Annotated in this window: 18 protein-coding genes and 1 other RNA gene; 13 read left to right on the forward strand and 6 right to left on the reverse strand. The window is 41.3% G+C overall.

The window, feature by feature from the left end; all coding sequences use genetic code 11:
- Positions 1-9 precede the first annotated feature (9 nt).
- The 6 genes from ffs (at position 10) to nadA (ending at position 6075) form a co-directional block, all read left to right on the forward strand.
- Positions 10-107, forward strand: an RNA gene (gene ffs, locus QAI40_RS12225) — signal recognition particle sRNA small type.
- Between the two features lie 164 nt (positions 108-271).
- Positions 272-832, forward strand: coding sequence for a nucleotide exchange factor GrpE (gene grpE, locus QAI40_RS12230; RefSeq protein WP_299983253.1), 561 nt, complete (start codon positions 272-274; stop codon positions 830-832).
- Between the two features lie 21 nt (positions 833-853).
- Complete coding sequence (gene dnaK / locus QAI40_RS12235; RefSeq protein WP_299983252.1) at positions 854-2785, forward strand: molecular chaperone DnaK; 1932 nt, start codon at positions 854-856, stop codon at positions 2783-2785.
- A gap of 101 nt (positions 2786-2886) precedes the next feature.
- On the forward strand, positions 2887-4476 hold the full coding sequence (locus tag QAI40_RS12240) for a class I adenylate-forming enzyme family protein (RefSeq protein WP_299983250.1): 1590 nt from the start codon (positions 2887-2889) through the stop codon (positions 4474-4476).
- Positions 4477-4495: 19 nt separating this feature from the next.
- The gene (locus QAI40_RS12245) at positions 4496-5164 is read left to right on the forward strand and encodes a LolA family protein (RefSeq protein ID WP_299983248.1); all 669 of its coding nucleotides are present in this window, start codon (positions 4496-4498) and stop codon (positions 5162-5164) included.
- 20 nt (positions 5165-5184) lie between these two features.
- The gene (gene nadA, locus QAI40_RS12250; RefSeq protein WP_299983246.1) at positions 5185-6075 is read left to right on the forward strand and encodes a quinolinate synthase NadA; all 891 of its coding nucleotides are present in this window, start codon (positions 5185-5187) and stop codon (positions 6073-6075) included.
- Between the two features lie 62 nt (positions 6076-6137).
- Here nadA and QAI40_RS12255 read toward each other — a convergent pair whose 3' ends face one another.
- The 5 genes from QAI40_RS12255 to QAI40_RS12275 all read right to left on the reverse strand — a co-directional run bounded on the left by QAI40_RS12255 (position 6138) and on the right by QAI40_RS12275 (position 10324).
- The gene (locus QAI40_RS12255) at positions 6138-6881 is read right to left on the reverse strand and encodes a YebC/PmpR family DNA-binding transcriptional regulator (protein WP_299983244.1); all 744 of its coding nucleotides are present in this window, start codon (positions 6879-6881) and stop codon (positions 6138-6140) included.
- A 14-nt stretch (positions 6882-6895) separates the two neighbouring features.
- On the reverse strand, positions 6896-7522 hold the full coding sequence (locus QAI40_RS12260; RefSeq protein ID WP_299983243.1) for an RlmE family RNA methyltransferase: 627 nt from the start codon (positions 7520-7522) through the stop codon (positions 6896-6898).
- The gene (gene radA / locus QAI40_RS12265) at positions 7522-8880 is read right to left on the reverse strand and encodes a DNA repair protein RadA (protein WP_299983241.1); all 1359 of its coding nucleotides are present in this window, start codon (positions 8878-8880) and stop codon (positions 7522-7524) included. The genes QAI40_RS12260 and radA overlap by 1 nt, the downstream gene beginning before the upstream one ends.
- A 300-nt stretch (positions 8881-9180) precedes the next feature.
- On the reverse strand, positions 9181-9552 hold the full coding sequence (locus QAI40_RS12270; RefSeq protein ID WP_299983239.1) for a hypothetical protein: 372 nt from the start codon (positions 9550-9552) through the stop codon (positions 9181-9183).
- On the reverse strand, positions 9536-10324 hold the full coding sequence (locus tag QAI40_RS12275) for a type II toxin-antitoxin system antitoxin SocA domain-containing protein (RefSeq protein WP_304511650.1): 789 nt from the start codon (positions 10322-10324) through the stop codon (positions 9536-9538). The genes QAI40_RS12270 and QAI40_RS12275 overlap by 17 nt, the downstream gene beginning before the upstream one ends.
- A gap of 337 nt (positions 10325-10661) precedes the next feature.
- Here QAI40_RS12275 and QAI40_RS12280 point away from each other — a divergent pair, with 337 nt between their 5' ends.
- Entirely contained in the window at positions 10662-11576 is a 915-nt protein-coding gene (locus QAI40_RS12280) for a DMT family transporter (protein ID WP_304511651.1), read from the forward strand.
- 105 nt (positions 11577-11681) lie between these two features.
- Positions 11682-13403: a YgiQ family radical SAM protein gene (locus QAI40_RS12285; RefSeq protein ID WP_299983483.1), complete on the forward strand. Its 1722-nt coding sequence runs from the start codon at positions 11682-11684 to the stop codon at positions 13401-13403.
- A gap of 25 nt (positions 13404-13428) precedes the next feature.
- Here the strand turns inward: QAI40_RS12285 and QAI40_RS12290 are convergent, their stop codons facing one another.
- Entirely contained in the window at positions 13429-14475 is a 1047-nt protein-coding gene (locus QAI40_RS12290) for an endonuclease/exonuclease/phosphatase family protein (protein WP_299983485.1), read from the reverse strand.
- A 134-nt stretch (positions 14476-14609) separates the two neighbouring features.
- Between QAI40_RS12290 and QAI40_RS12295 the strand changes: the two genes are divergently transcribed.
- From QAI40_RS12295 to QAI40_RS12315, 5 genes are all read left to right on the forward strand, one after another.
- Positions 14610-16682, forward strand: coding sequence for an FAD-dependent oxidoreductase (locus tag QAI40_RS12295; protein ID WP_299983486.1), 2073 nt, complete (start codon positions 14610-14612; stop codon positions 16680-16682).
- Complete coding sequence (locus QAI40_RS12300) at positions 16682-17848, forward strand: NAD(P)/FAD-dependent oxidoreductase (protein ID WP_299983488.1); 1167 nt, start codon at positions 16682-16684, stop codon at positions 17846-17848. Before QAI40_RS12295 ends, QAI40_RS12300 begins: the two co-directional genes overlap by 1 nt.
- Before the next feature lie 19 nt (positions 17849-17867).
- Positions 17868-18587 (forward strand): FadR/GntR family transcriptional regulator, encoded by a 720-nt coding sequence (locus QAI40_RS12305; protein ID WP_299983490.1) that lies wholly within the window; start codon positions 17868-17870, stop codon positions 18585-18587.
- Positions 18588-18765: 178 nt separating this feature from the next.
- Positions 18766-20121, forward strand: a complete 1356-nt coding sequence (locus QAI40_RS12310) for a pyridoxal phosphate-dependent aminotransferase (protein ID WP_299983492.1) — start codon at positions 18766-18768, stop codon at positions 20119-20121.
- Positions 20122-20299: 178 nt separating this feature from the next.
- Positions 20300-20599 (forward strand): cyclic nucleotide-binding domain-containing protein, encoded by a 300-nt coding sequence (locus QAI40_RS12315; protein ID WP_299983494.1) that lies wholly within the window; start codon positions 20300-20302, stop codon positions 20597-20599.
- The last annotated feature ends 28 nt before the right edge of the window (positions 20600-20627 follow it).

A 20627-nucleotide genomic window follows, 5' to 3' on the forward strand; every position in this document is an offset into this window, starting at 1 on the left:
GATTATTCTGATTGGTTGTCTCGTAACAGAAGGCCATGAACCTCGTCAGGTCCGGAAGGAAGCAGCGATAAGTGATCTCTTCCGTGTCGTGGATCGATCCCGGTCATGCAATTTTACGTTAACCCCTCTGCCAGCCGGATCTTTTCTTTTCAAAGCCTGCATTTTATATCTTGACATGCTTTTAAACAGACTTATTTTTCAGCCATAATTCGAGTTACATTTTGGATAGATTGCGCTTAATGAATAGAGATAGTTGGAGCAGGAGAAAAAATTGGTAAAAGAAAAAAAGAAGAAAAATGACACCACCACCACAAAAGATTCTCCCGAAAAAAAGACCAAAAAAGCTAAAGCCAAAAAGGAAAATATCAACGAGGTAGAAGAACAGCTATCAACTGAGAAAGATCGCGTATTAAGGCTTTCAGCTGAATTTGAAAATTATAAAAAAAGAAAGCAGCGAGAATCGGATGAGTTTAAAAAATTTGCCAATGAAACGATTTTCAGACAACTCCTGACGGTTGTGGATAACCTGGAAAGAGCGATCTCTTCTACCAAAAAAAATTCAGATGAAGAAGGGGTTCTGGAAGGGGTTAAACTGACTCACAAGGAAATTATCAAACTCTTTGAAACTTTTAATGTTAAGCCCGTGGAGGCTGAGAACCAATTGTTTGATCCAAATTTTCACCAGGCTGTCACCCAGGAAGAAACTGATGAATTTCCTGAGAACACCGTCTCAAAGGTCCTTCAAAAAGGTTACCTTCTTCATGACAGACTCATAAGGCCTGCTATGGTTGTTGTCTCAAAAAGAGTAGAAAAAAAAATTAAAGAAAATTAAAGATATCTTGGAGGGTATGTTATGAGTAAAATAATCGGAATAGATTTAGGAACAACCAATTCATGCGTAGCAGTTATGGAGGCGGGCGGTGAAGCAAAAATCATCACCAATGCAGAAGGAGGGCGGACCACGCCATCTATTGTTGCAGTTTCTGAAAATGGTGAGCGAACTGTTGGACAAACTGCAAAAAGGCAGGCTGTCACCAACCCTGAAAATACTGTATTTGCTGTAAAGAGACTGATTGGAAGAAAATTTAATTCAAAGGAAATTCAGAATGATATTCCCATTCTTCCTTATAAAGTTGAAGCCGCATCCAATGGTGACACCAGAATCAATTTAAGGGGAAAACAGCACAGTCCTGCTGAAATTTCATCCTTTATACTGGCCAATATTAAAAAAACGGCCGAAGATTATCTGGGTGAAGAAGTTACAGAAGCGGTCATTACCGTTCCAGCCTATTTTAATGACAGCCAGAGACAAGCCACAAAAGATGCCGGGAAAATCGCAGGCCTTACCGTAAAAAGGATTATCAATGAACCGACCGCAGCATCTTTAGCCTATGGCCTTGACAAAAAAGGTGAAGAAAAAATTGCTGTGTTTGACTTGGGCGGCGGAACCTTTGACGTTTCTGTCCTTGAAATCGGTGATGGCGTATTTGAAGTAAAATCAACATCCGGGGATACCCATCTGGGTGGAGAAGACTTTGACTTAAGAATCATTGATTATATTGCCGATGAATTTAAAAAAGACCAGGCTATTGATGTCAGGGGAGACAAAATGGCTCTCCAGCGTCTCAAAGAAGCTGCTGAAAAAGCCAAAATGGAGCTTTCAACATCGACTGAGACCAGTATCAACCTGCCGTTTATTACTGCGGATGCATCAGGTCCGAAACATCTTGATGTAAAGCTGACCAGGGCAAAGCTTGAATCTCTGGTAGCAGATCTTTTAGATAAACTTGAAAAACCGTGCCGGATTGCTATAAAAGAAGCCAAATTGGGGACTGGCGGTGTTGATGAGGTGATTCTTGTTGGTGGTATGACCCGTATGCCCGCAGTTCAGGAACGTGTTGAAAAAATATTCGAGAAAAAACCCCATAAAGGTGTAAACCCGGATGAAGTTGTTGCCATGGGCGCTGCGGTGCAGGCAGGTGTTCTCCAGGGCGATGTAAATGATGTTCTTCTGCTTGATGTTACCCCGTTATCTCTTGGTATTGAGACCCTTGGCGGTGTTATGACCAAACTCATTGATAAAAACACTACCATCCCCACCAAAAAGAGCCAGGTGTTCTCAACTGCTGCTGACAACCAGCCGGCTGTTTCCATCCACGTACTCCAGGGTGAAAGGGAAATGGCAGGAGGCAATAAAACCCTTGGACAATTTGAATTGTCTGAAATTCCACCTGCACCAAGAGGCGTTCCCCAGATTGAAGTTTCCTTTGATATTGATGCCAATGGTATTGTCCATGTAGCAGCAAAAGACAAGGCAACTGCTAAAGAACAATCCATCCGCATCACCGCAGCCAGCGGCCTTTCAGAAGAAGAAATAAACAACATGGTCAAGGATGCGGAAATGCATGCGGACGAAGATAAAAAGAAAAGAGAACTGATTGACACCAAAAATAATGCTGAAGCACTTATTGACCAGACTGAAAAAACCTTGAAAGAGCATGGGGACAAGGTTGATGAAGCAACCAGGAAAGATATTGAATCCGCTGTTGAAGCATTGAAACAGACCAAAGATTCAAACGATGTTGATGAGATCAAACAGAAAGTCGAAGCTCTGTCACAGGCATCCCATAAGCTTGCCGAGGTCATGTACCAGCAGGCAGCCCAGGATGAACAAGGTGGTCCGGGCACTCCGGGTGCTGATGCAGGAGCTTCTGCCGGTGCTCCTCCCGAAGATGACGAAGATGTTGTTGATGCTGATTTCGAAGAGGTTAAAAAAGATAAATAAAACCAAATAAAATCGGATAAAACCTGTTGAATATAATCCTGCCGTGGTCTATAGTTGCCCGGCAGGATTTTTTATATTTATAGAAGGGCTCTTAATTATAAATGATTATTACCCAGATTTTAGCCAGAAATGCCTCGATGTATAAAGACAAGACCGCACTTGTCGAACGGGCACCTTCTCTAAACTCCAGAGAATCCATTACCTGGGAAGAGTTTTACAGGACTTCCAACCGGTTTGCCAATGCCCTTACAAAAAAGGACATCCATAAAGGGGACAAAATTGTACAATTGATGACAAACTGCCTTGAATGGCTTCCCATTTATTTTGGCATCCTTTATACAGGCGCATGGGCAGTTCCACTAAACTTCAGGTTTGAATCTGATAAGATCCTTCTTTGTACAAGCACATCTGAAGCCAAGGTCTTTATTTTCGGTGAAGAATTTATTGAAAGAATTGAAGCTGTCAGAGATGAGCTTGAAAAATCTGTTCAACTATGGATTTTTACAGGGCCGGGAGCGTCTTGTCCTGACTGGGCAGTCCAATTTGAAACATTTATCGAAACCGAATCAGGAAATGGGCCACCCGATGTTGATCTTGATATAAACGATGATGCCGCCATTTATTTTACCAGTGGCACGACAGGTAGCCCAAAAGCTGTTCTTTTAACCCATAAGAATCTTGAGCATGCCTGCTATATTGAACATGCCCATCATGGCCAGACCCATGATGATATCTTTCTTTGCATCCCTCCTTTGTATCATACCGGTGCCAAGATGCACTGGATGGGCAGTTTTCTTGTGGGGGGAAAATGTATCCTTCTCAAAGGCGTAACCCCCAAATGGATTATGGAGGCTGTGTCTGAAGAGCTGTGTACCATTGTCTGGCTTCTGGTTCCCTGGGCCCATGATATCCTTATTGCCATTGAAAACAAAGAGATTGACCTTTCAAAATATACGCTTTCCCAGTGGCGGCTGATGCATGCCGGTGCCCAGCCGGTTCCGCCAAGCCTGATTGAAAACTGGAAAAAGTATTTTCCCAATCAGGATTATGACACAAACTACGGCCTGACCGAATCAACAGGTCCGGGGTGCGTTCATTTAGGACTTGAAAACGCCGACAGAATCGGTCCCATCGGGCTGCCAGGATTTGACTGGGAAGCAAAGATTGTAGATAAACAGGGGGCCCTGCTTTTCGGCAATGAATCGGGCGAGCTCATTATCAAGGGTCCCGGGGTGATGAAAGAATATTATAAAAACCCCGAAGCAACCGCAAAGGCACTCAAAAATGGGTGGCTTTATACCGGCGACATTGCCCGATATGATATAGACGGGTTTATCTGGCTTGTGGATCGTAAAAAAGATATGATTATCTATGGCGGAGAAAATATCTTCCCTGTTGAAATTGAAAATTTTTTTCAGAAAAACGAAAAAATAAAAGATATCGCCGTCATCGGTATCCCGGATGAAAGGCTTGGGGAAATCCCTGCTGGAATCATCAGCGTTAAACCCGGGTGTATTCTTTGTGAAAGTGATATCATCGAATTCCAGCAGGAACTGCCCCGATATAAACAATTAAAAAAAATATTTTTTGGTGATGTCCCCAGGAATCCCACCGGAAAAATCGAGAAGCCGAAGCTGCGAAGAATATATGCTAAAGACAAACGAAAAGATATTCGAACACTTCTTCGATAGTCTTAATAAAGGAGATCAATTGAAATCTTTATTCCACAGGATCAGCCTGAACCTGTTTTCCTCCATTGTCTGCTGCTGCCTTTTTTTTTCAACCGCATCTGCCACGGGCAGCGACATTATTAAAAACGATATTTTAGACGCCATTGAAAAAAAATACTCCGGTAAAAGCTTTGAAGCCAACTTTACACAGATTTCAAGGCTTGCCGCTCTTGATATCATTGAAAAAGCCTCCGGCAGAGCATCTTTTAGTCATCCCGGAAAAATGAAATGGGAATATATGGAACCTGCGCACCATGAAATCATAACCAATGGCAAGGTGCTATGGATTTTTCGACCGGACGAAAACCAGGTCATGCAAGGCGATGCCTCCCAGTTTTTTAAATCAGGCGCAGGAGGGGCCTTTTTATCAGACATTTCCCTTATCAGAAAAAATTATACCATTAGCTTAAAAGAGATTACAGTCGATTATGTTGAAATGGACCTGGTTGCAAAAACAAAAAAATCCGATATTTCTTCGATTGTCATCCGGGTATCACAAAAAAACAGTGAAATTGAAAGAGTTGTTACGTACAACCCCTATGACGACACCATCCTATTTGAATTCAGTGGCATTCAATTTAAAAAAATTGACCCTGGTGTATTCGAATTTAAAGTGCCTTACGGGGTCAATATAATAGAGATGGATTAATCATAAGTTAAGGTTACACAATGAAAGAAAAAATCAGACAACTTGCCAAAGAGAAAAATGCCATCATTCTTGCTCACAATTATGAACCCCCTGAAATTCAGGATATTGCTGATCTTTGTGGTGATTCTCTTGAATTAAGCATTAAAGCCTCAAAAACTAAAGCCGATGTAATTGTCTTTTGCGGTGTTCATTTCATGGCAGAAACCGCATCCATTCTTTCTCCTGAAAAAACAATACTTCTACCGAATACCGATGCAGGCTGCCCCATGGCGGATATGGTTGATCCAGTTGCATTAACAGCAAAAAAACAAGCGTTGGGAGATATTCCCGTCGTCACCTATGTAAATTCTTCTGCTGCAGTAAAAGCCGTCTCTGATATCTGCTGCACCTCTGCCAATGTCATAAAGGTTGTGAACAGCATAGATGCCGATGAAATCCTGATGACGCCGGATAAAAACCTTGCCAAATATGCTGCTGCAAATACATACAAAAAAGTCCATCTTTGGGATGGATACTGCCCCTTTCATAATATCTTATCTGCAAAGGATATAAATAAGGCTAAAAAAGACCACCCAAAAGCGCTTTTTATTGCTCACCCGGAATGCCCGCCCGAAGTTCTCGCACTTGCTGACAGCATCCAATCCACTTCAGGAATGATAAAGTTTGCAGGCCAGTCTGATCATAAATCTTTTATCCTGGGGACGGAAACAGGATTGCTCTATCCAATCTCAAAAGCATATCCGGATAAAAAATTCTACCCCGCTTCTGAAAAAATGTATTGCCAGGATATGAAAAAAATTACACTGGAAAACTTGGCCAGTAGTCTGGAAAATTTAACAGGAGAGATCAAGGTACCGGAAGATATCAGAAAAGATGCCTTAGGGGCTGTTCAAAAAATGATAAATCTATGATTATAAAAAAAGGAGCCTTACAAAATCATGGCCCCTTTTTTATATTAAAGTTCGATGCGACTTTACAAAGAATCAAACACCTCATCGGGTATATCAGCATTTGAATAAAATTTCTGGATATCATCGCAGTCATCCAGAGCATCCATGAAATTGATCATCTGCTCGGCCTCTTTTCCTTCAACCTTTGTCAGATTCTGTGGAATCATGGTTATTTCCGCCAGTTCATACTTGATCCCTGCCGCCTCAATGGCTTCTTTTACTGCATCAAAGTCGGAAGGTTCCGTAATGATCTCAAATGAATCGGTTTCTTCTTTAATATCTTCTGCTCCAGCATCTAACGCCACTTCCATGAGCGTATCCTCATCTGAAGCCTCTTTGCTGACAATAATAAGCCCTTTTTTATCAAACATCCAGGCAACACACCCGTCTGTCCCAACATTTCCACCAGCTTTATTGAAGACCTGGCGTACCTCTGCAATAGTTCTGTTTCTATTGTCAGTTAAACATTCCACCAGAACGGCAACACCGCCAGGGCCATATCCTTCATATACAAGTTCCTCGTAATTAACACCATCAAGGTCGCCGGTTCCCTTTTTGATTGCCCTTTCATAAGTATCCTTGGGCATATTCTGAGTTCTGGCTGAAATCAAAGCGCTCCTTAATCTTGGGTTAGATTCAGGATCACCCCCGCCCATCCTTGCAGCAACGGTAATTTCCTTTATCAATTTGGTAAAAATTTTACCCCTTTTGGCGTCAGTAGCACCTTTTTTATGCTTTATTGTAGACCATTTGCTATGTCCTGACATTTTATATATCCTCCTTACTTCTTACCTTTTGCTATAATATATATTTCTTTACTCTGTTTTCTGCAACTATCCGGTTTAAATATTTTGCACTCTTTAAATTTGGACTTAACATTTTTTTGAAACTCATTAAAGTCATTACCCTGAAATATCTTGCAGACAAAATTACCGTTTTGAAGCAAAAAATCATCTGCAACCTTTAAAGCCATATTGCAAAGTTCAAAAGATCTTAATGCATCCACGTCCTTTCGCCCCGTTGTTGCAGGAGCCATATCACTAAGTATTGTATTGAATCCGCTATTTTCATCTAAAAAAGAATCATTATCCAGATTTAAGATATTATCTTTAATAGCAACCACATTATCGGGCAACTGAATCTCGATGGGGTTTAAATCAATTCCAAATATCCTGCCTTGATTCCCGACCTGTTTGGCTGCATATAACAGCCATGAACCCGGTGCACACCCAAGATCAAGGATAAAATCATTTTTTTTCATTACCCTGAATTTGTTTTGGATTTCTTCAAGTTTATACACGGATCGGGCCGGATAATTCTCGGCTTTTGCCCGCCTTGTTAAATGATCTTCCCACTGATTCTTGCCAGCTTTCTGCTTATTGGGTTTTTCCTTTTTTGGGGCTGCCATTAAAACAATACCTCCATGGCACTTTTTAGAAAACTGACACTTTCAATGGTCATTCCTTTTATTTTGGATAATTGCTTGATCGTACTGCTGGGAACAAGACATTTTGTAAATCCCATTTTTGCAGCTTCCTTTATTCTTGCCTGGACATGACCCACTGCCCTTATTTCTCCTGTAAGTCCAATCTCTCCGATCAAAGTTGTTTTTTTATCGATGGGTTTATCTAAAAAACTTGACGCCAGTGCTGCTGCAATGGCAAGGTCCACTGCCGGTTCTATTATTTTCACACCCCCTATGACATTCATGAAAATATCAAGACCGGAAAGATTCATCCCAAGTCTTTTCTCCATCACGGCAATAATTAAAGCCACTCTGTTATTATCAAGCCCTAAAACTGTTCGTCGGGGTGTCCCAAAACCTGAACTTGATACAAGACCCTGAATTTCAACAAGAATGGGCCGTGTGCCTTCCATACAGGATGTCACCACAGAGCCCGGTGCAACAACCGACCGTTCTGCTAAAAAAACGGCGGACGGGTTGGGGACCTCGGTGAGTCCCTTTTCGTTCATCTCAAACACGCCAATCTCATTTGTGGAACCAAATCTGTTTTTCACCGCCCTTAAAATTCTGAACACATGATTTTTATCTCCTTCAAAATATAGGACTGTATCCACCATATGTTCCATAATTCTAGGACCTGCAATAGCGCCTACCTTGGTCACATGACCCACAAGAAAAATGGGAAGTCCGGTTGTCTTTGCAAGCTTCATAAACTGCATGGCAGCTTCCCGGATCTGTGTCACAGAGCCTGGGGTTGAAGAGACATCAGGATGAAACACGGTCTGAATGGAATCAATCACCAAAGCATCATATTTAGATAGTTCCACCATAGCCAGGATGGAATCCAGATCGGTTTCAGATACCACAAACATGGAAGCCCCATGGGAATTAAGCCGTTTCCCCCTCATGGAAATCTGCCGAACAGACTCTTCTCCTGACACATAGAGGCACTTTTTACCGGCACTTGATAAACTTGACAATACCTGGAGCATCAAAGTGGATTTTCCAATCCCGGGATCTCCTCCGATCAGAATTAATGTGCCGTCAACAATTCCGCCCCCCAGCACACGGTCGAATTCCCCCACACCGGTTTTAATCCTGTCGGATTCTTCCACTTCTACAGAATCAAGCAAAACAGGTTCGGGTAGAAAAGAAGATTTTTTCTTTTTAAAAACACCTGAAATAATCCGCTCTTCCACCAAAGTGTCCCAGGCGCCGCAATCCGGGCATTTTCCCATCCACTTTGGAGCCTGTCCCCCACAGGACTGGCATCTGAATGTAAACTTATCCTTTTTTTTCATTCTATCTTAACCTTGCTTGTCAGTAATTTATAAAATGTGGAACTATATCATCTTGCACGATCCATATCAAGATTCGGATATTCCGGTGAACACGTGAAAACGCTGCTCCCGTCTGTCCTCTGTGTTGCTGGGTTAAATATTAATTTTCGGGGTCTATGAAGAGTGGGGTCTATGGTAAATCTGAATCTCTCCAAATCGTTTTCCCCAGCCTAAAAGCAAACTTGGGGGTCGTTTTATGGAAGACAATAATTTGTTTTGTTGAAAGTCGTTGTTTCCTTTCTCATTTTACCCTCCTATATTTTAGCTGTAATATTTGATAATTCGTTTTTTGTCCTCGTTTGCCTTATCGCCTTTAAAATAGATTTCTATAAACTCCATAACATCTTCATTTTCATAATATGCATATATGATTCTTATCCCACTCATTGCTCCACGTCCTTTTAGAGCTTTACAGGCAAATTTTTTTGCTTTGTATATCTTAGAAATTTCAATTCCTAACTCTGAGATATGAAAAACTCCTTTATTGTCCACTCCCAGTTTATGAGCAAGTTTGAGCTGTTTATTAATAAAAGTTTCGATATCATCATTAAGAGTTTTAAACCTTTTCGCCAGTTTCTTGAAATCTTTGTCAAATTCAGGGAATCTCCGTACTTCATTAAATATCGTCTTCACTATAATTCCTCACGGAATAAGGCAACGTCCGATAAAATACTGACTCATATTCAATAACTTCCCCATCCTCGGTAGTTTTCCAGGGAACATCGTTATGGGAATACTCACTGATCTCAGAAGCATTCATGTTTGACAAATTATTTAAAACATCATCAATCATTTCTTTTTCGTGTGCTTTGAACTGAGTAAGATCTGATTTTCTTAAAGGTAAATATTTAGTCTGAGGATATTGAAAATAATTTTCCTTTACCTTTACTAATTCTTTGCCCTCCATTTCCGCGACAACCTTTATGAATTCTTTGGGTGTTGGTCCATGATGGTTTTTTATGTAGGTTGCTCCTATTAATTGCTCTTCATACTTCTCATAAAAATTAAAATCTATGAAATAAAGAAGTTTATACAGAACTGTTTCCCCTACATTTGGTTTAGACCCTACTTGCTCAAGAATATAAATTAATATCTCCTTGAATTTTTGCAGATTCCTTTGAGGAACACTAATCCTAATTTCCTGTTTTTTTCCTGTTTCCTTCATGGCTTTTTCAAAAACAATCTCAATATCTTTTTTAACATCTAACAGAACATCCGTAGGAATATTAAATGTTTTAGCAAGCTTAACTATCTCTTGGGCACTAATTTTTCTACTCCCGGTTTCTATTTGTGAAATAGCGACCCTGCTTATTCTCAACTTTATAGCCAATGCTTCTTGAGATAAGCCTGTTTTTTCTCTTATTTTTTTAATCTTTGCACCTATATTTTTATAGAACCCATCCATGATTATATTCTCCCTTTTTTATAGAAAATTTAGCGCATGTTCGAAATTATGTCAAGGCAATGTTTTATTATCTAACATATTTTAAAAATATAGAGTTTTTCTTTTAGATCAACAGAGGAAAAGATCAATCGATTCATCGCAATCCATGCCCCTCCCGGGTTAAAACCAAGACACTTTTTTCTTTTACATGCTGTTTGACAGCGATTGCCCTGATTCCGGATATCATCCTGTTTGTTTTCACGAGAAAGGGCCTTGTAGTATCCGCAATATTTCCCTTGTAATTTTATCCCATATCATCTAACTATGATTTTTTTACTTTTAAACAAAAAGGTTTCCCATGCCCTACACTGGTGAATTAATCGCCATTGCCACTGTATTTTGCTGGACTATCAGTATTCAGCTTTTTGAAGCTGCGTCCAAAAGAGTGGGGACAACCCCGGTCAATATTATCAGGCTCTCTGTCGCTTTGATACTTTTCAGCCTTTTTTTGTTTTTCAGGCATGGATATATCCTGCCGGTTCACTTTCCGGCCCATGCCTGGATTTATCTTTCTCTTTCCGGGGTCATCGGTTTTTTTATAGGAGATATTTTTCTTTTCAAGGCACTTGTTGAAATAGGACCAAGGGTTACCATGCTGATCTTCAGCCTGTCCGCACCCACTACAGCCTTAATCGGCTGGTTATTCCTGGATGAAATATATGTCTTTCATCAATGGGTGGGTATGTTTGTCACCCTTTTCGGTGTCGGGATTGTCATCCTTGAAAAAAATCAAAAAGCGTCAAATTCTTCAAACCTGAAAATCAGGGACATCACGTTAAAGGGTATTCTGTTTGGATTTGGGGGAATGTTAGGTCAGGCATTGGGATATATTTTAAGCAAAACCGGCATGCAGACGGAATCGGGATATCTGGATGCATTTTCGGCAACCCAGATCAGGGTGATTGCGGCTTTCCTGTGTTTTCTTGTTTTCTTTACAGTCACTGGAAAATGGGGGAACGTTAAAACTGCCCTAAAAAATACAACAGCCGTACTTTTTACTGCCATTGGGTCAGCCATCGGCCCGTTTTTAGGGGTATCTCTCTCTCTTATGGTGCTGCATTATCTGACAACCGGCGTGGCCTCCACATTTCTCTCTCTTGTCCCGGTTTTCATCATCCCGTTTTCAATTTTCCTTCACAAAGAACACGTCTCCATCAGGGCAATTGTCGGGGCTGTGATTGCCGTGTTTGGCATTTATCTTCTTATGTCGTAAATATATAACCAATAAAAACTGCCGGGATTGTAATCCAAAGGCTTATCTTATATGATCCCTCCAGTTAAAAATTGCATATAAAATTTAAGGATACCGGCGTCAAACATGTTTCTTCCCACAACACTGCAAGAGGTCAAAAAGCTTAACTGGGGGGGGCTTGATGTAATTCTTATCACAGGAGACGCCTATATTGATTCACCGTTTATAGGGGTTGCCATCATCGGCAAAGTTCTTGTTGATAAAGGCTTTCGCGTGGGAATCATTGCCCAGCCGGACATGGACACCAATACAGATATTTCAAGGCTTGGAGAACCGGCTCTTTTCTGGGGCATCACAGGAGGCTGCGTGGATTCCATGGTGGCCAATTACACAGCCACCAAAAAACGAAGAAAAAAAGATGATTATACCCCTGGAGGTATAAACAATCGACGCCCGGACAGGGCTGTGATTGCTTATTCCAATCTTGTCAGAAAATATTTCAAAAAAACCAGACCCATTGTCCTGGGTGGAATTGAAGCAAGCCTGAGGCGGATAGCCCACTATGATTTCTGGTCAAATAAAATCCGAAGGTCTATTCTCTTTGATGCAAAAGCTGACTATCTCTTGTCTGGCATGGCACACAATTCCATCATCAAATTCGCAGATGTTTTAAAAAACGATAAAAACCCTGAAGCTTTGAACGGTGTTGCATTTATTTCAAAGAAAAAAAAAGGGAAAGAACTGCCCTCTTTTGAAGCCGTTCAAGAAAACAGGGATGACTATATTAAAAGTTTTCACACATTTTATGAAAACAATGATCCCATAACTGCTCAAAGGCTTTGCCAACAACACAAGGACCGCTATCTTGTGTTAAACCCGCCAGAACCCTATAGTACTACAAAAGAACTTGATCATATCCATTCTCTTGAATTTGAAAGAGACCTTCACCCATTTTATAAAAAGTCTGGAACAGTCAGGGCGCTGGATACCATACGATTTTCCATTCCTGTCCATTATGGCTGTTACGGCGAGTGTAATTTTTGCGCCATTTCTATTCACCAGGGCCAGACTGTAAGGTTTCGAAGCGAAGACTCCATTATAAATGAAGCAAAAGCTATTTCAAACCTTAAAGACTTTAAAGGATATATCACGGATCTTGGGGGTCCCACTGCAAACATGTACGGGTTTGAATGTAAAAAGAAACTTAAAAAAGGGGCTTGCCAGGATAAGCGCTGTCTCTTTCCTGAGCCCTGCAAAAGCCTTGCCCCGGATCATTCAAAACATATGAAACTGATTCAAAAAATTGAAAAACTGCCTGGCATTAAAAAGGTCTTTATCAGCTCGGGCATCCGTTATGATCTAATATTAAATGATAAAAAAAATGGTCCTGCATACCTTGAAAAAATCGTAAAAGACAATGTTTCAGGTCAAATGAAAATCGCGCCGGAACATACAATGCCCCATGTTTTAAACTTAATGGGCAAACAGAATATTGACATGCTCTTACAATTTAAAAACAAATTTGATGCATTGAGTAAAAAAGCTGAAAAAAAACAATTTCTAACCTATTATTTAATCGCTGCCCACCCGGGGTGCAGTATGAAAGACATGAATGCTTTAAAACAATTTACCATTCAAAAGCTTAAGATGACACCGGAACAGGTTCAGATTTTTACCCCCTCCCCTTCAACCTATTCGACCCTGATGTATTATACCGGCTTAGATCCTTTTTCCATGACCCCCATATTTGTTGAAAAAAATCCAGTCGATAAAGAAAAACAAAAAAAAGCTGTCACGAAAAAACCACCACGACAGGGTTATAAGAAGAGGAAACCTTATGACCGATAATGCTTTTACAACCTATTTGTAGAATTTATTTTAAACTGACTTCCAGTTTCACAGGATGATGATCCGAATGTTCAAAATCAAGATAAATGCCCTGGACCTGTTTGACTTCAATATTCGGTGACACCAGGAAAAAATCAATCACCGTTGTAAGGGTTGTCTTTTGATCATATGGGGCAACAAGACGTCTATTGGTTGGAATCTTCCTGTCATAGGCCCAGCTCCATTCCGGAAGATAGTCTTTTTCAATATCCATACGATTTTCATTATCCATGGGGTTTAGTTGAAACTCAGGATTAAAGTTTGGCGGACACTGGTTCCAGTCTCCACCTACAATCACATAATTGCCCTTTTCATATTCCTGAATTAAAAAATTCTTAAGGTAGGCCATCTGGTTGCTTCTTAAACTGCCGTCATCATAGGCTGAGTTGTGGGTATTAATTACCAGAAGCTCTTTTCCGGTTTCAAGCAAATATCTTGACACCAAAAAACACCGGTCCAGCATAAACAGCCCCTGGGGCCATGCATAGTTCCCCGGAAAAGAATGCCGGATAACTGAAATAGGTTCAAATCGGGCCAGTGTCTGCAAACCTGACAAAACAGAGCCGAGGGGATTAGAGGGCGGAACAGGTACAAAAAAGACATCATAATTCTTCCCAAAGCTTGAATGAAATTGGGGAAATAGCTTTTCTATTTTTAAATACCCGTCAATGGAATAGCTTCGCTTGGATTTTTGATCCACCTCCTGCAATAAAAAGAAATCAATATCATTTCGCCGGGCAATAAAGGTTTCAATGGCTGATATATTTTCTTCCACGATTTGTCTGGCCGGTCTCACCTGTTTGCCGCCATCATAGAAAAAATCCATGTCCCGGCTTAAGCCCCCATATCCGATGTTCCAGATCAAAAGCTTGTAATTTTTTTGTGAAGAAATTACCCTGGCATCTTGTTTTTCAAACACCAAAGATGTTGGATCAGGCCGATAGTCTGAAATGGTCGCATAACCTACCAGGCAGACAAAACCCAAAACTAAAATACAAACGAGCCCAAAAACGATCTTAATTACTTTTTTCATACAAAAAAGCATAAAATAAATGCTTATCAGAGTCAATATGCAAAATGATTTGAGACGATTTAAAAAGATCATTGACAAACAATATCGAATGGTTTAACCATTAGCATAGTGAAATTGTATATTCAGGAGAGAAAATGACAAATAATAGAATTGCCTCCCATCCGGTTTTAGATATTCCAAAAAAAGAGATGATCTCTTTTTATTGGAACAAATCAAAACTTGCGGGCAAAAAGAATGAGATGATCTCATCCGCACTTTTTGCAAACAATATCAAAATATTCGGTCATCACCATAAAGATGGTTCTGCCCAGGGAATTTTTTGTGCCAACGGGCAATGCGCGAAATGCACGGTCATTGCCAACGGGATACCGGTAAAAGCCTGTATGACAGGTGTCAAAGAAAATATGATTGTTGAAAGTGTTGAAGGATTGCCCAAGCTTCCTGATGTGGATGAAATGGTACAAATCAGCGATATTGAACATACAGCCACGGATGTGCTCATAATCGGCGGGGGACCCGCAGGATTGTCCGCAGCCATTCAACTTCAAGAACATGAAATCACGACCATCCTGGTAGACGATAAGGATGAACTGGGTGGAAAACTTGTCTTGCAGACCCATAAATTTTTCGGTTCGCAAGAAGACTCCCATGCCGGCATGCGCGGCATGGATATCGGTCGCATGCTTGCCCAAAAAGTTGAAGACAGCGCTCATATTGATGTATGGAAAAACAGTACGGCTCTCTATGTGTTTGATGACAAAAAAGTGGGCATCCTCAAAAACGGAGTCTATAAAATTGTCACCCCAAAAGCGATTTTGAATGCTGCCGGTGCCAGAGAAAAATTCTTACGGTTCAAAGGCAATTCATTGTCAGGGGTATATGGTGCCGGTGCATTTCAGACCCTTGTGAACCGGGATCTTGTCAAACCCACGGAAAAACTCTTTATCATCGGCGGCGGCAATGTGGGCATTATTGCAGGATACCATGCCTTGCAGGCCGGTATAAACGTCGTGGGCCTTGCAGAAGCCCTTCCCCAATGCGGGGGATACAAGGTTCATGAAGACAAACTCAAAAGGCTTGGCGTTCCCATATACACTTCCCATTCCATTGTATCCGCCAATGGGAAGGAATCGGTTTCTTCAATCACCATTGCCGGGATTGACAAAAACTTTCAGGTCATTGAGGGAACAAACAAAACCTTTGAGTGCGACACCATACTTATTGCCGTGGGTCTTGAATCTGTTTCAGAATTCACTGAGGAAGCCCAATCAGCAGGCATCAAGGTGTTTGCAGCAGGCGATGCCTCAGAAATTGCCGAAGCATCTTCAGCCATGTTTAATGGTAAAATCGCAGGATTAAAAGTCGTTCAGCACTTTAAACCAAACACAAAAGAGATCCCTGAATCCTGGTATGAAAAAGCAGATATCCTCAAATCCCATCCAGGACCTGTTCAGGAACTTAAAGCCTCAGGCGATGAAGACGGGATTTTCCCGGTGATTCACTGCAAGCAGGAAATCCCCTGCAACCCCTGCAGCACGGTTTGCGAAGAAGGATCAATCAAAATGCAGGGAGATCCCATCAAAGGCCTTCCCAAATTTGACGGCGAATGCAAAGGATGCATGAAATGCCTTACCATCTGCCCGGGACTTGCCATTACCCTGGTGGATTACAGGAAAGACAAGGATAACCCTGTGGTTTTTCTTCCCTATGAAGTTTCAAACTTTGAAGTTAAAAAAAATGATGAAATAGCACTTGTGGATGTGGATGGAAATCCTCTGGGCACTTATAAGGCTCTTGGGGCAAAGGCAACAAAAAAGAGCAACCGGACCCAGATTGTAAGGGTCAGGGTGCCAAAGGATATTGCCAAAAAAGTGGTGGCATTTACCATCCAGGAAAAAAAGGTTACCGAAAAACTGACCCAAAAAATCCCCCATGATCATATCCGGGATGATGAAGTGGTCTGCCTTTGTGAAAGAGTGACGGCAGGTGAGATCAGAGGGCTTGTTAAAAAAGGCATTACAGATATGAACCAGATCAAGGCTATTTCAAGGGCCGGCATGGGCCCCTGTGGATATAAAACTTGTGAAAACCTGATGAAGCAGATCTTCTGGGCCCAAAAGACAGCCCAGGAAGACATTGTCAACAATGTTCGGCGACCCCTCTATGTTGAAGTTCCCCTGGGCAAATTTGCCAATGGAGGTCAATAATGAAAAATTATGACGTCATCATTATCGGTGCAGGTTCTGTTGGAGTCCCTGCTGCCTTGTCCCTGGCCCAAAATAAGGTTAAGGTTCTTGTAATAGATGCACTGGCCTCCCCGGGTCAAGGGCAGAACAAAAAGGCCATCGGCGGAATCAGGGCCACCCATTCCGATAAAGGCAAAATCTTAACCTCCCAGAGAAGTATAGACATTTTTTCAACCTGGGAAGAGACCCATGGCGATGATATCGGCTGGATTCAGAACGGATACAGTTTTCCTGCCTATACAGATGAAGATGCCAAAAAATTAAAGGATTTAATGAAAATCCAGAAATCCTTTAACCTGGATATCGACTGGCTGACCCCAAAAGAATATCTTGAAATCGTCCCCGGCATTAACAAAAAAAACCTTAGGGGCTCCACCTATTCGCCAAAAGACGGCAGTGCCTCGCCCCTTTTAGCCATTAATGCCTTTTATTTTAAAAGCCTTGAATATGGCGCCCAATATAAATTCAAAGAAAGCGTTTTGGCCATCTCCATTTCAAGTGATAAAGAAATAAAAATCAAAACCGACAAAGGCGAATACACGGCCGCAAAAGTCATCAATGCCGCAGGCAATTATGCCCGGCAGGTGGGCCAGATGATCGGCCTTGATTTTCCCGTGGAACCGGACAGCCATGAAGGTGCCATCACAGAACCGGTTCAAAGATTTTTCGGTCCCATGATCGTTGATTTAAGACCTTCTCAAGATCCGGCCACAGAAGATTCAGCCAATTTTTATTTCTACCAGAACAATGAAGGCCAGGTGATTTTCTGCCTGACACCCAGGCATCTGATGAAGGGGACAGCCAGTGAAGCCACATCTGTATTTCTCCCCCAGGTGGCAAAACGAATGGTGGCTCTCTTTCCAAAGCTTGCCAATCTTAAAGTCAGAAGGACATGGAGGGGACAATACCCCATGACACCTGACGGGTTCCCCATTGTTGGAGAAACAAAAGAATTCCCCAATTTTATTAATGCCATCGGTATGTGCGGCCAGGGTTATATGTTAGGACCCGGCCTTGGGGAATTATTAACAAGAATTGTGACTTGCGAATTGATACAAGATGATATAGATGTTTTAACACATTTTAATTTATATAGAGATTTTTCCGGCATAGAACAATTTAAATAGGAGACTTACGAACAAATCAATGTTTAAAAGAGCAAAACAAAGCAGAGTATTCCAGGATGTGGTTGACCAGATACAGGATGCCGTTCTCAATGGCAAACTTGTGCCCGGAACAAAACTCCCGCCGGAAAGGGAATTAAAAGACATATTCAACACCAGCCGCGGAACCTTAAGAGAAGCCTTAAGAGTGCTTGAGCAGAAAGGACTCATTGAAATCAAACTGGGCGTCTCAGGCGGAGCCATTGTCAAACGCATTGATGCCGAACCTGTTGTTGAGTCTCTGGCCCTTTTAATCCGTTCAGGAGGTGTCTCCCTTGAACACCTTGCAGAATTTCGAATCAAAATCGAAGGCAGCCTGGTTGAGCTTGCTGCCGCTCGTGCCACAAAAAAAGATATCAAAGAGCTGGAAGCTCTTTTTAATCAGGCAAAAGTCTATTATGAAAAAAATGACTGGGAAAATTTTCTTAAGACCGATGAAAAAGTGCATACCTTTATCGGTACCATGACCCGGAACCCCGTGTTCCAGTTTGTGCAGAAAACCATCCACGACAATATTCATCGGTATTATGCTGAATACCTTCCCATGAACAAGGAAAGAACCCTTGAAAACCTCACAGACTTTGAAAAGATCATTGATGCCATGAAAGTCAATGATGCAAAAACAGCTTCTGCCATTATCATGGATCACGTCAAGCGGTTCAGCGACAAAATGCAGGAAAAAATAAACGGCAATTCCAAATAAGTCTAACTTTTATTTGTTTCATAATGGCGGACAGCCGACCTCACCCCGTTGATCATGCTGACGTTTACAAAGTCAAAAATTACCATGAATAAGTCTTGCTATTTTAAATCCATATCCTCTATATAGGATCTAATCAAATAATTGATTATTTTTATAATTAAATTAAAAAAGGAAACATATGAAGACACCGCCCAAAAAAACTCCGATTGACTCTTCTATCGTCAAGCAGGAAATAAAAAAAATGGGGCTTAAATCCGTTGGCCTCGCATCCATAAGAGAGCTGAATCGGATCGTAAATAATATTGAAGTGGCTGCCAATGAAAAATATATCCGCATGGAAATGGGGGTGCCGGGCTTTGATCCCCCCAAAATAGCCGTGGATGCGGAAATTAAAGCCTTAAAAAAAGGGGTTGGCTCCAAATACCCGCCCTTTGACGGTATCCCTGAGTTAAAACTTGAAATCTCCCGGTTTGTTAAAAACTTCATTGATGTGGACATCAACCTTGAATCCTGTTTCCCCACGGTGGGCTCCATGCAGGGATGCTATATGGCCATGATGTGTACCACCCGCCGCTTAAAAGGTAAAAACAAGATCCTCTTCATAGATCCGGGGTTCCCTGTCAATAAACGCCAGGCCAGTGTCATTGGTGTGCCCTATGATAACTTTGACGTATATGAATTCAGAGGAGACAAACTCAAACCAAAACTTGAATCCTATCTTAAAAAAGGTGATATTGCCTCCCTTATGTATTCCAATCCCAACAATCCCGCCTGGATCTGCTTTACCGATCAGGAACTTCAGATCATTGGAGAGCTTGCCACAAAGTATGACTGTATTGTCATGGAAGACCTGGCCTATTTTGGCATGGATTTCAGGAAAGACTATTCTGTACCCGGACAAGAACCCTTTATCCCGTCTGTTGCCAAATACACGGACAATTATATCCTGCTCATTTCAAGCTCCAAAGCCTTCTCCTTAGCGGGCCAGAGAATCGGCATGACCGCCATCCCTGACACGCTTTTTAACTCTGAAGGAAATAACCTTGAACCTTATTTTGGCTCCAACAACTTCGGCTATGCCTATATTTTCGGTGCCATGTATGCATTAAGTTCCGGTGTTTCTCACACCAACCAATGGGGGCTTACAGGACTTTTAGAAGCGGTCAACAACGGTAAATATAATTTTGTGGAAAATGTAAAAGAATATGGAGACCGGGCAAAAGTCATGAAAAAGTTGTTCACGGACAATGGCTTTCAGATTGTCTATGACATGGATGAGGATGAAAAAATAGCCGATGGATTTTATTTTACCATTTCATATCCCGGATTCAGTGGTATCGAACTGGTAGAAGAACTGCTCTATTACGGCATCAGTGCGATTTCTCTGACCACCACGGGAAGTGACCGGCATGAAGGATTGCGAGCCTGTGTGTCTTTAACAGGGCAGGAAAGATTCAAGGATCTTGAAGACAGGTTGAAATCCTTTGAAAAGGATCATCCAGAAAATAGTGATTTTAAAGTCATCAATTTGTAAAATAAATTGTGTGTAATTGTATGGGGGGTCTGGGTGTATTACGCTCACCAGACCTTTCATTCTCCGTGCCTAAAAATCCCCAATGGACTTTAAATAGGTATCTTTTTCTATTGTATTCTCCAATTTCCTGATGTATGAAATTGTTTATTGGCGCCAAGACCCAAGGAAGGATTTAAAAATGCAAAGAAAAATTATTGATTGTTTAAATAATATAGCCTTGTTTGATAAGCTTAAACCAAATGAATTAGAAACCATTTCAAAATATGTGTATATCATTAAAATAACAAAAGGAGAAATTTTATTTAATGAAGAGGATAAAGGCGACCATGTTTGTTTTATTATAGATGGCAAATTAGATGTACTAAAGCTCGTGTTCGACAGCTGTAGATACACAAAACTGGAAAAGCCCTGCCAGTCAAGGGATACAGCTATCCACTCAAAATGGCGTAGTGCCTACAAAATCAGGGGGTGGATTTGATGGATTTTATCTTTTGAGGAAGCGGTAT

Source organism: Desulfobacula sp. (assembly GCF_030611305.1).
GTDB lineage: Bacteria > Desulfobacterota > Desulfobacteria > Desulfobacterales > Desulfobacteraceae > Desulfobacula.

Excerpts from the sequence above, each read along its gene's own strand:
- dnaK (WP_299983252.1), top strand. The coding sequence starts at position 854 with ATGAGTAAAATAATCGGAATAGATTTAGGAACAACCAATTCATGCGTA.
- QAI40_RS12240 (WP_299983250.1), top strand. The coding sequence starts at position 2,887 with ATGATTATTACCCAGATTTTAGCCAGAAATGCCTCGATGTATAAAGAC.
- nadA (WP_299983246.1), top strand. The coding sequence starts at position 5,185 with ATGAAAGAAAAAATCAGACAACTTGCCAAAGAGAAAAATGCCATCATT.
- QAI40_RS12255 (WP_299983244.1), bottom strand. The coding sequence starts at position 6,881 with ATGTCAGGACATAGCAAATGGTCTACAATAAAGCATAAAAAAGGTGCT.
- QAI40_RS12260 (WP_299983243.1), bottom strand. The coding sequence starts at position 7,522 with ATGGCAGCCCCAAAAAAGGAAAAACCCAATAAGCAGAAAGCTGGCAAG.
- radA (WP_299983241.1), bottom strand. The coding sequence starts at position 8,880 with ATGAAAAAAAAGGATAAGTTTACATTCAGATGCCAGTCCTGTGGGGGA.
- QAI40_RS12275 (WP_304511650.1), bottom strand. The coding sequence starts at position 10,324 with ATGGATGGGTTCTATAAAAATATAGGTGCAAAGATTAAAAAAATAAGA.
- QAI40_RS12280 (WP_304511651.1), top strand. The coding sequence starts at position 10,662 with ATGCCCTACACTGGTGAATTAATCGCCATTGCCACTGTATTTTGCTGG.
- QAI40_RS12285 (WP_299983483.1), top strand. The coding sequence starts at position 11,682 with ATGTTTCTTCCCACAACACTGCAAGAGGTCAAAAAGCTTAACTGGGGG.
- QAI40_RS12290 (WP_299983485.1), bottom strand. The coding sequence starts at position 14,475 with ATGAAAAAAGTAATTAAGATCGTTTTTGGGCTCGTTTGTATTTTAGTT.
- QAI40_RS12295 (WP_299983486.1), top strand. The coding sequence starts at position 14,610 with ATGACAAATAATAGAATTGCCTCCCATCCGGTTTTAGATATTCCAAAA.
- QAI40_RS12300 (WP_299983488.1), top strand. The coding sequence starts at position 16,682 with ATGAAAAATTATGACGTCATCATTATCGGTGCAGGTTCTGTTGGAGTC.
- QAI40_RS12305 (WP_299983490.1), top strand. The coding sequence starts at position 17,868 with ATGTTTAAAAGAGCAAAACAAAGCAGAGTATTCCAGGATGTGGTTGAC.
- QAI40_RS12310 (WP_299983492.1), top strand. The coding sequence starts at position 18,766 with ATGAAGACACCGCCCAAAAAAACTCCGATTGACTCTTCTATCGTCAAG.
- QAI40_RS12315 (WP_299983494.1), top strand. The coding sequence starts at position 20,300 with ATGCAAAGAAAAATTATTGATTGTTTAAATAATATAGCCTTGTTTGAT.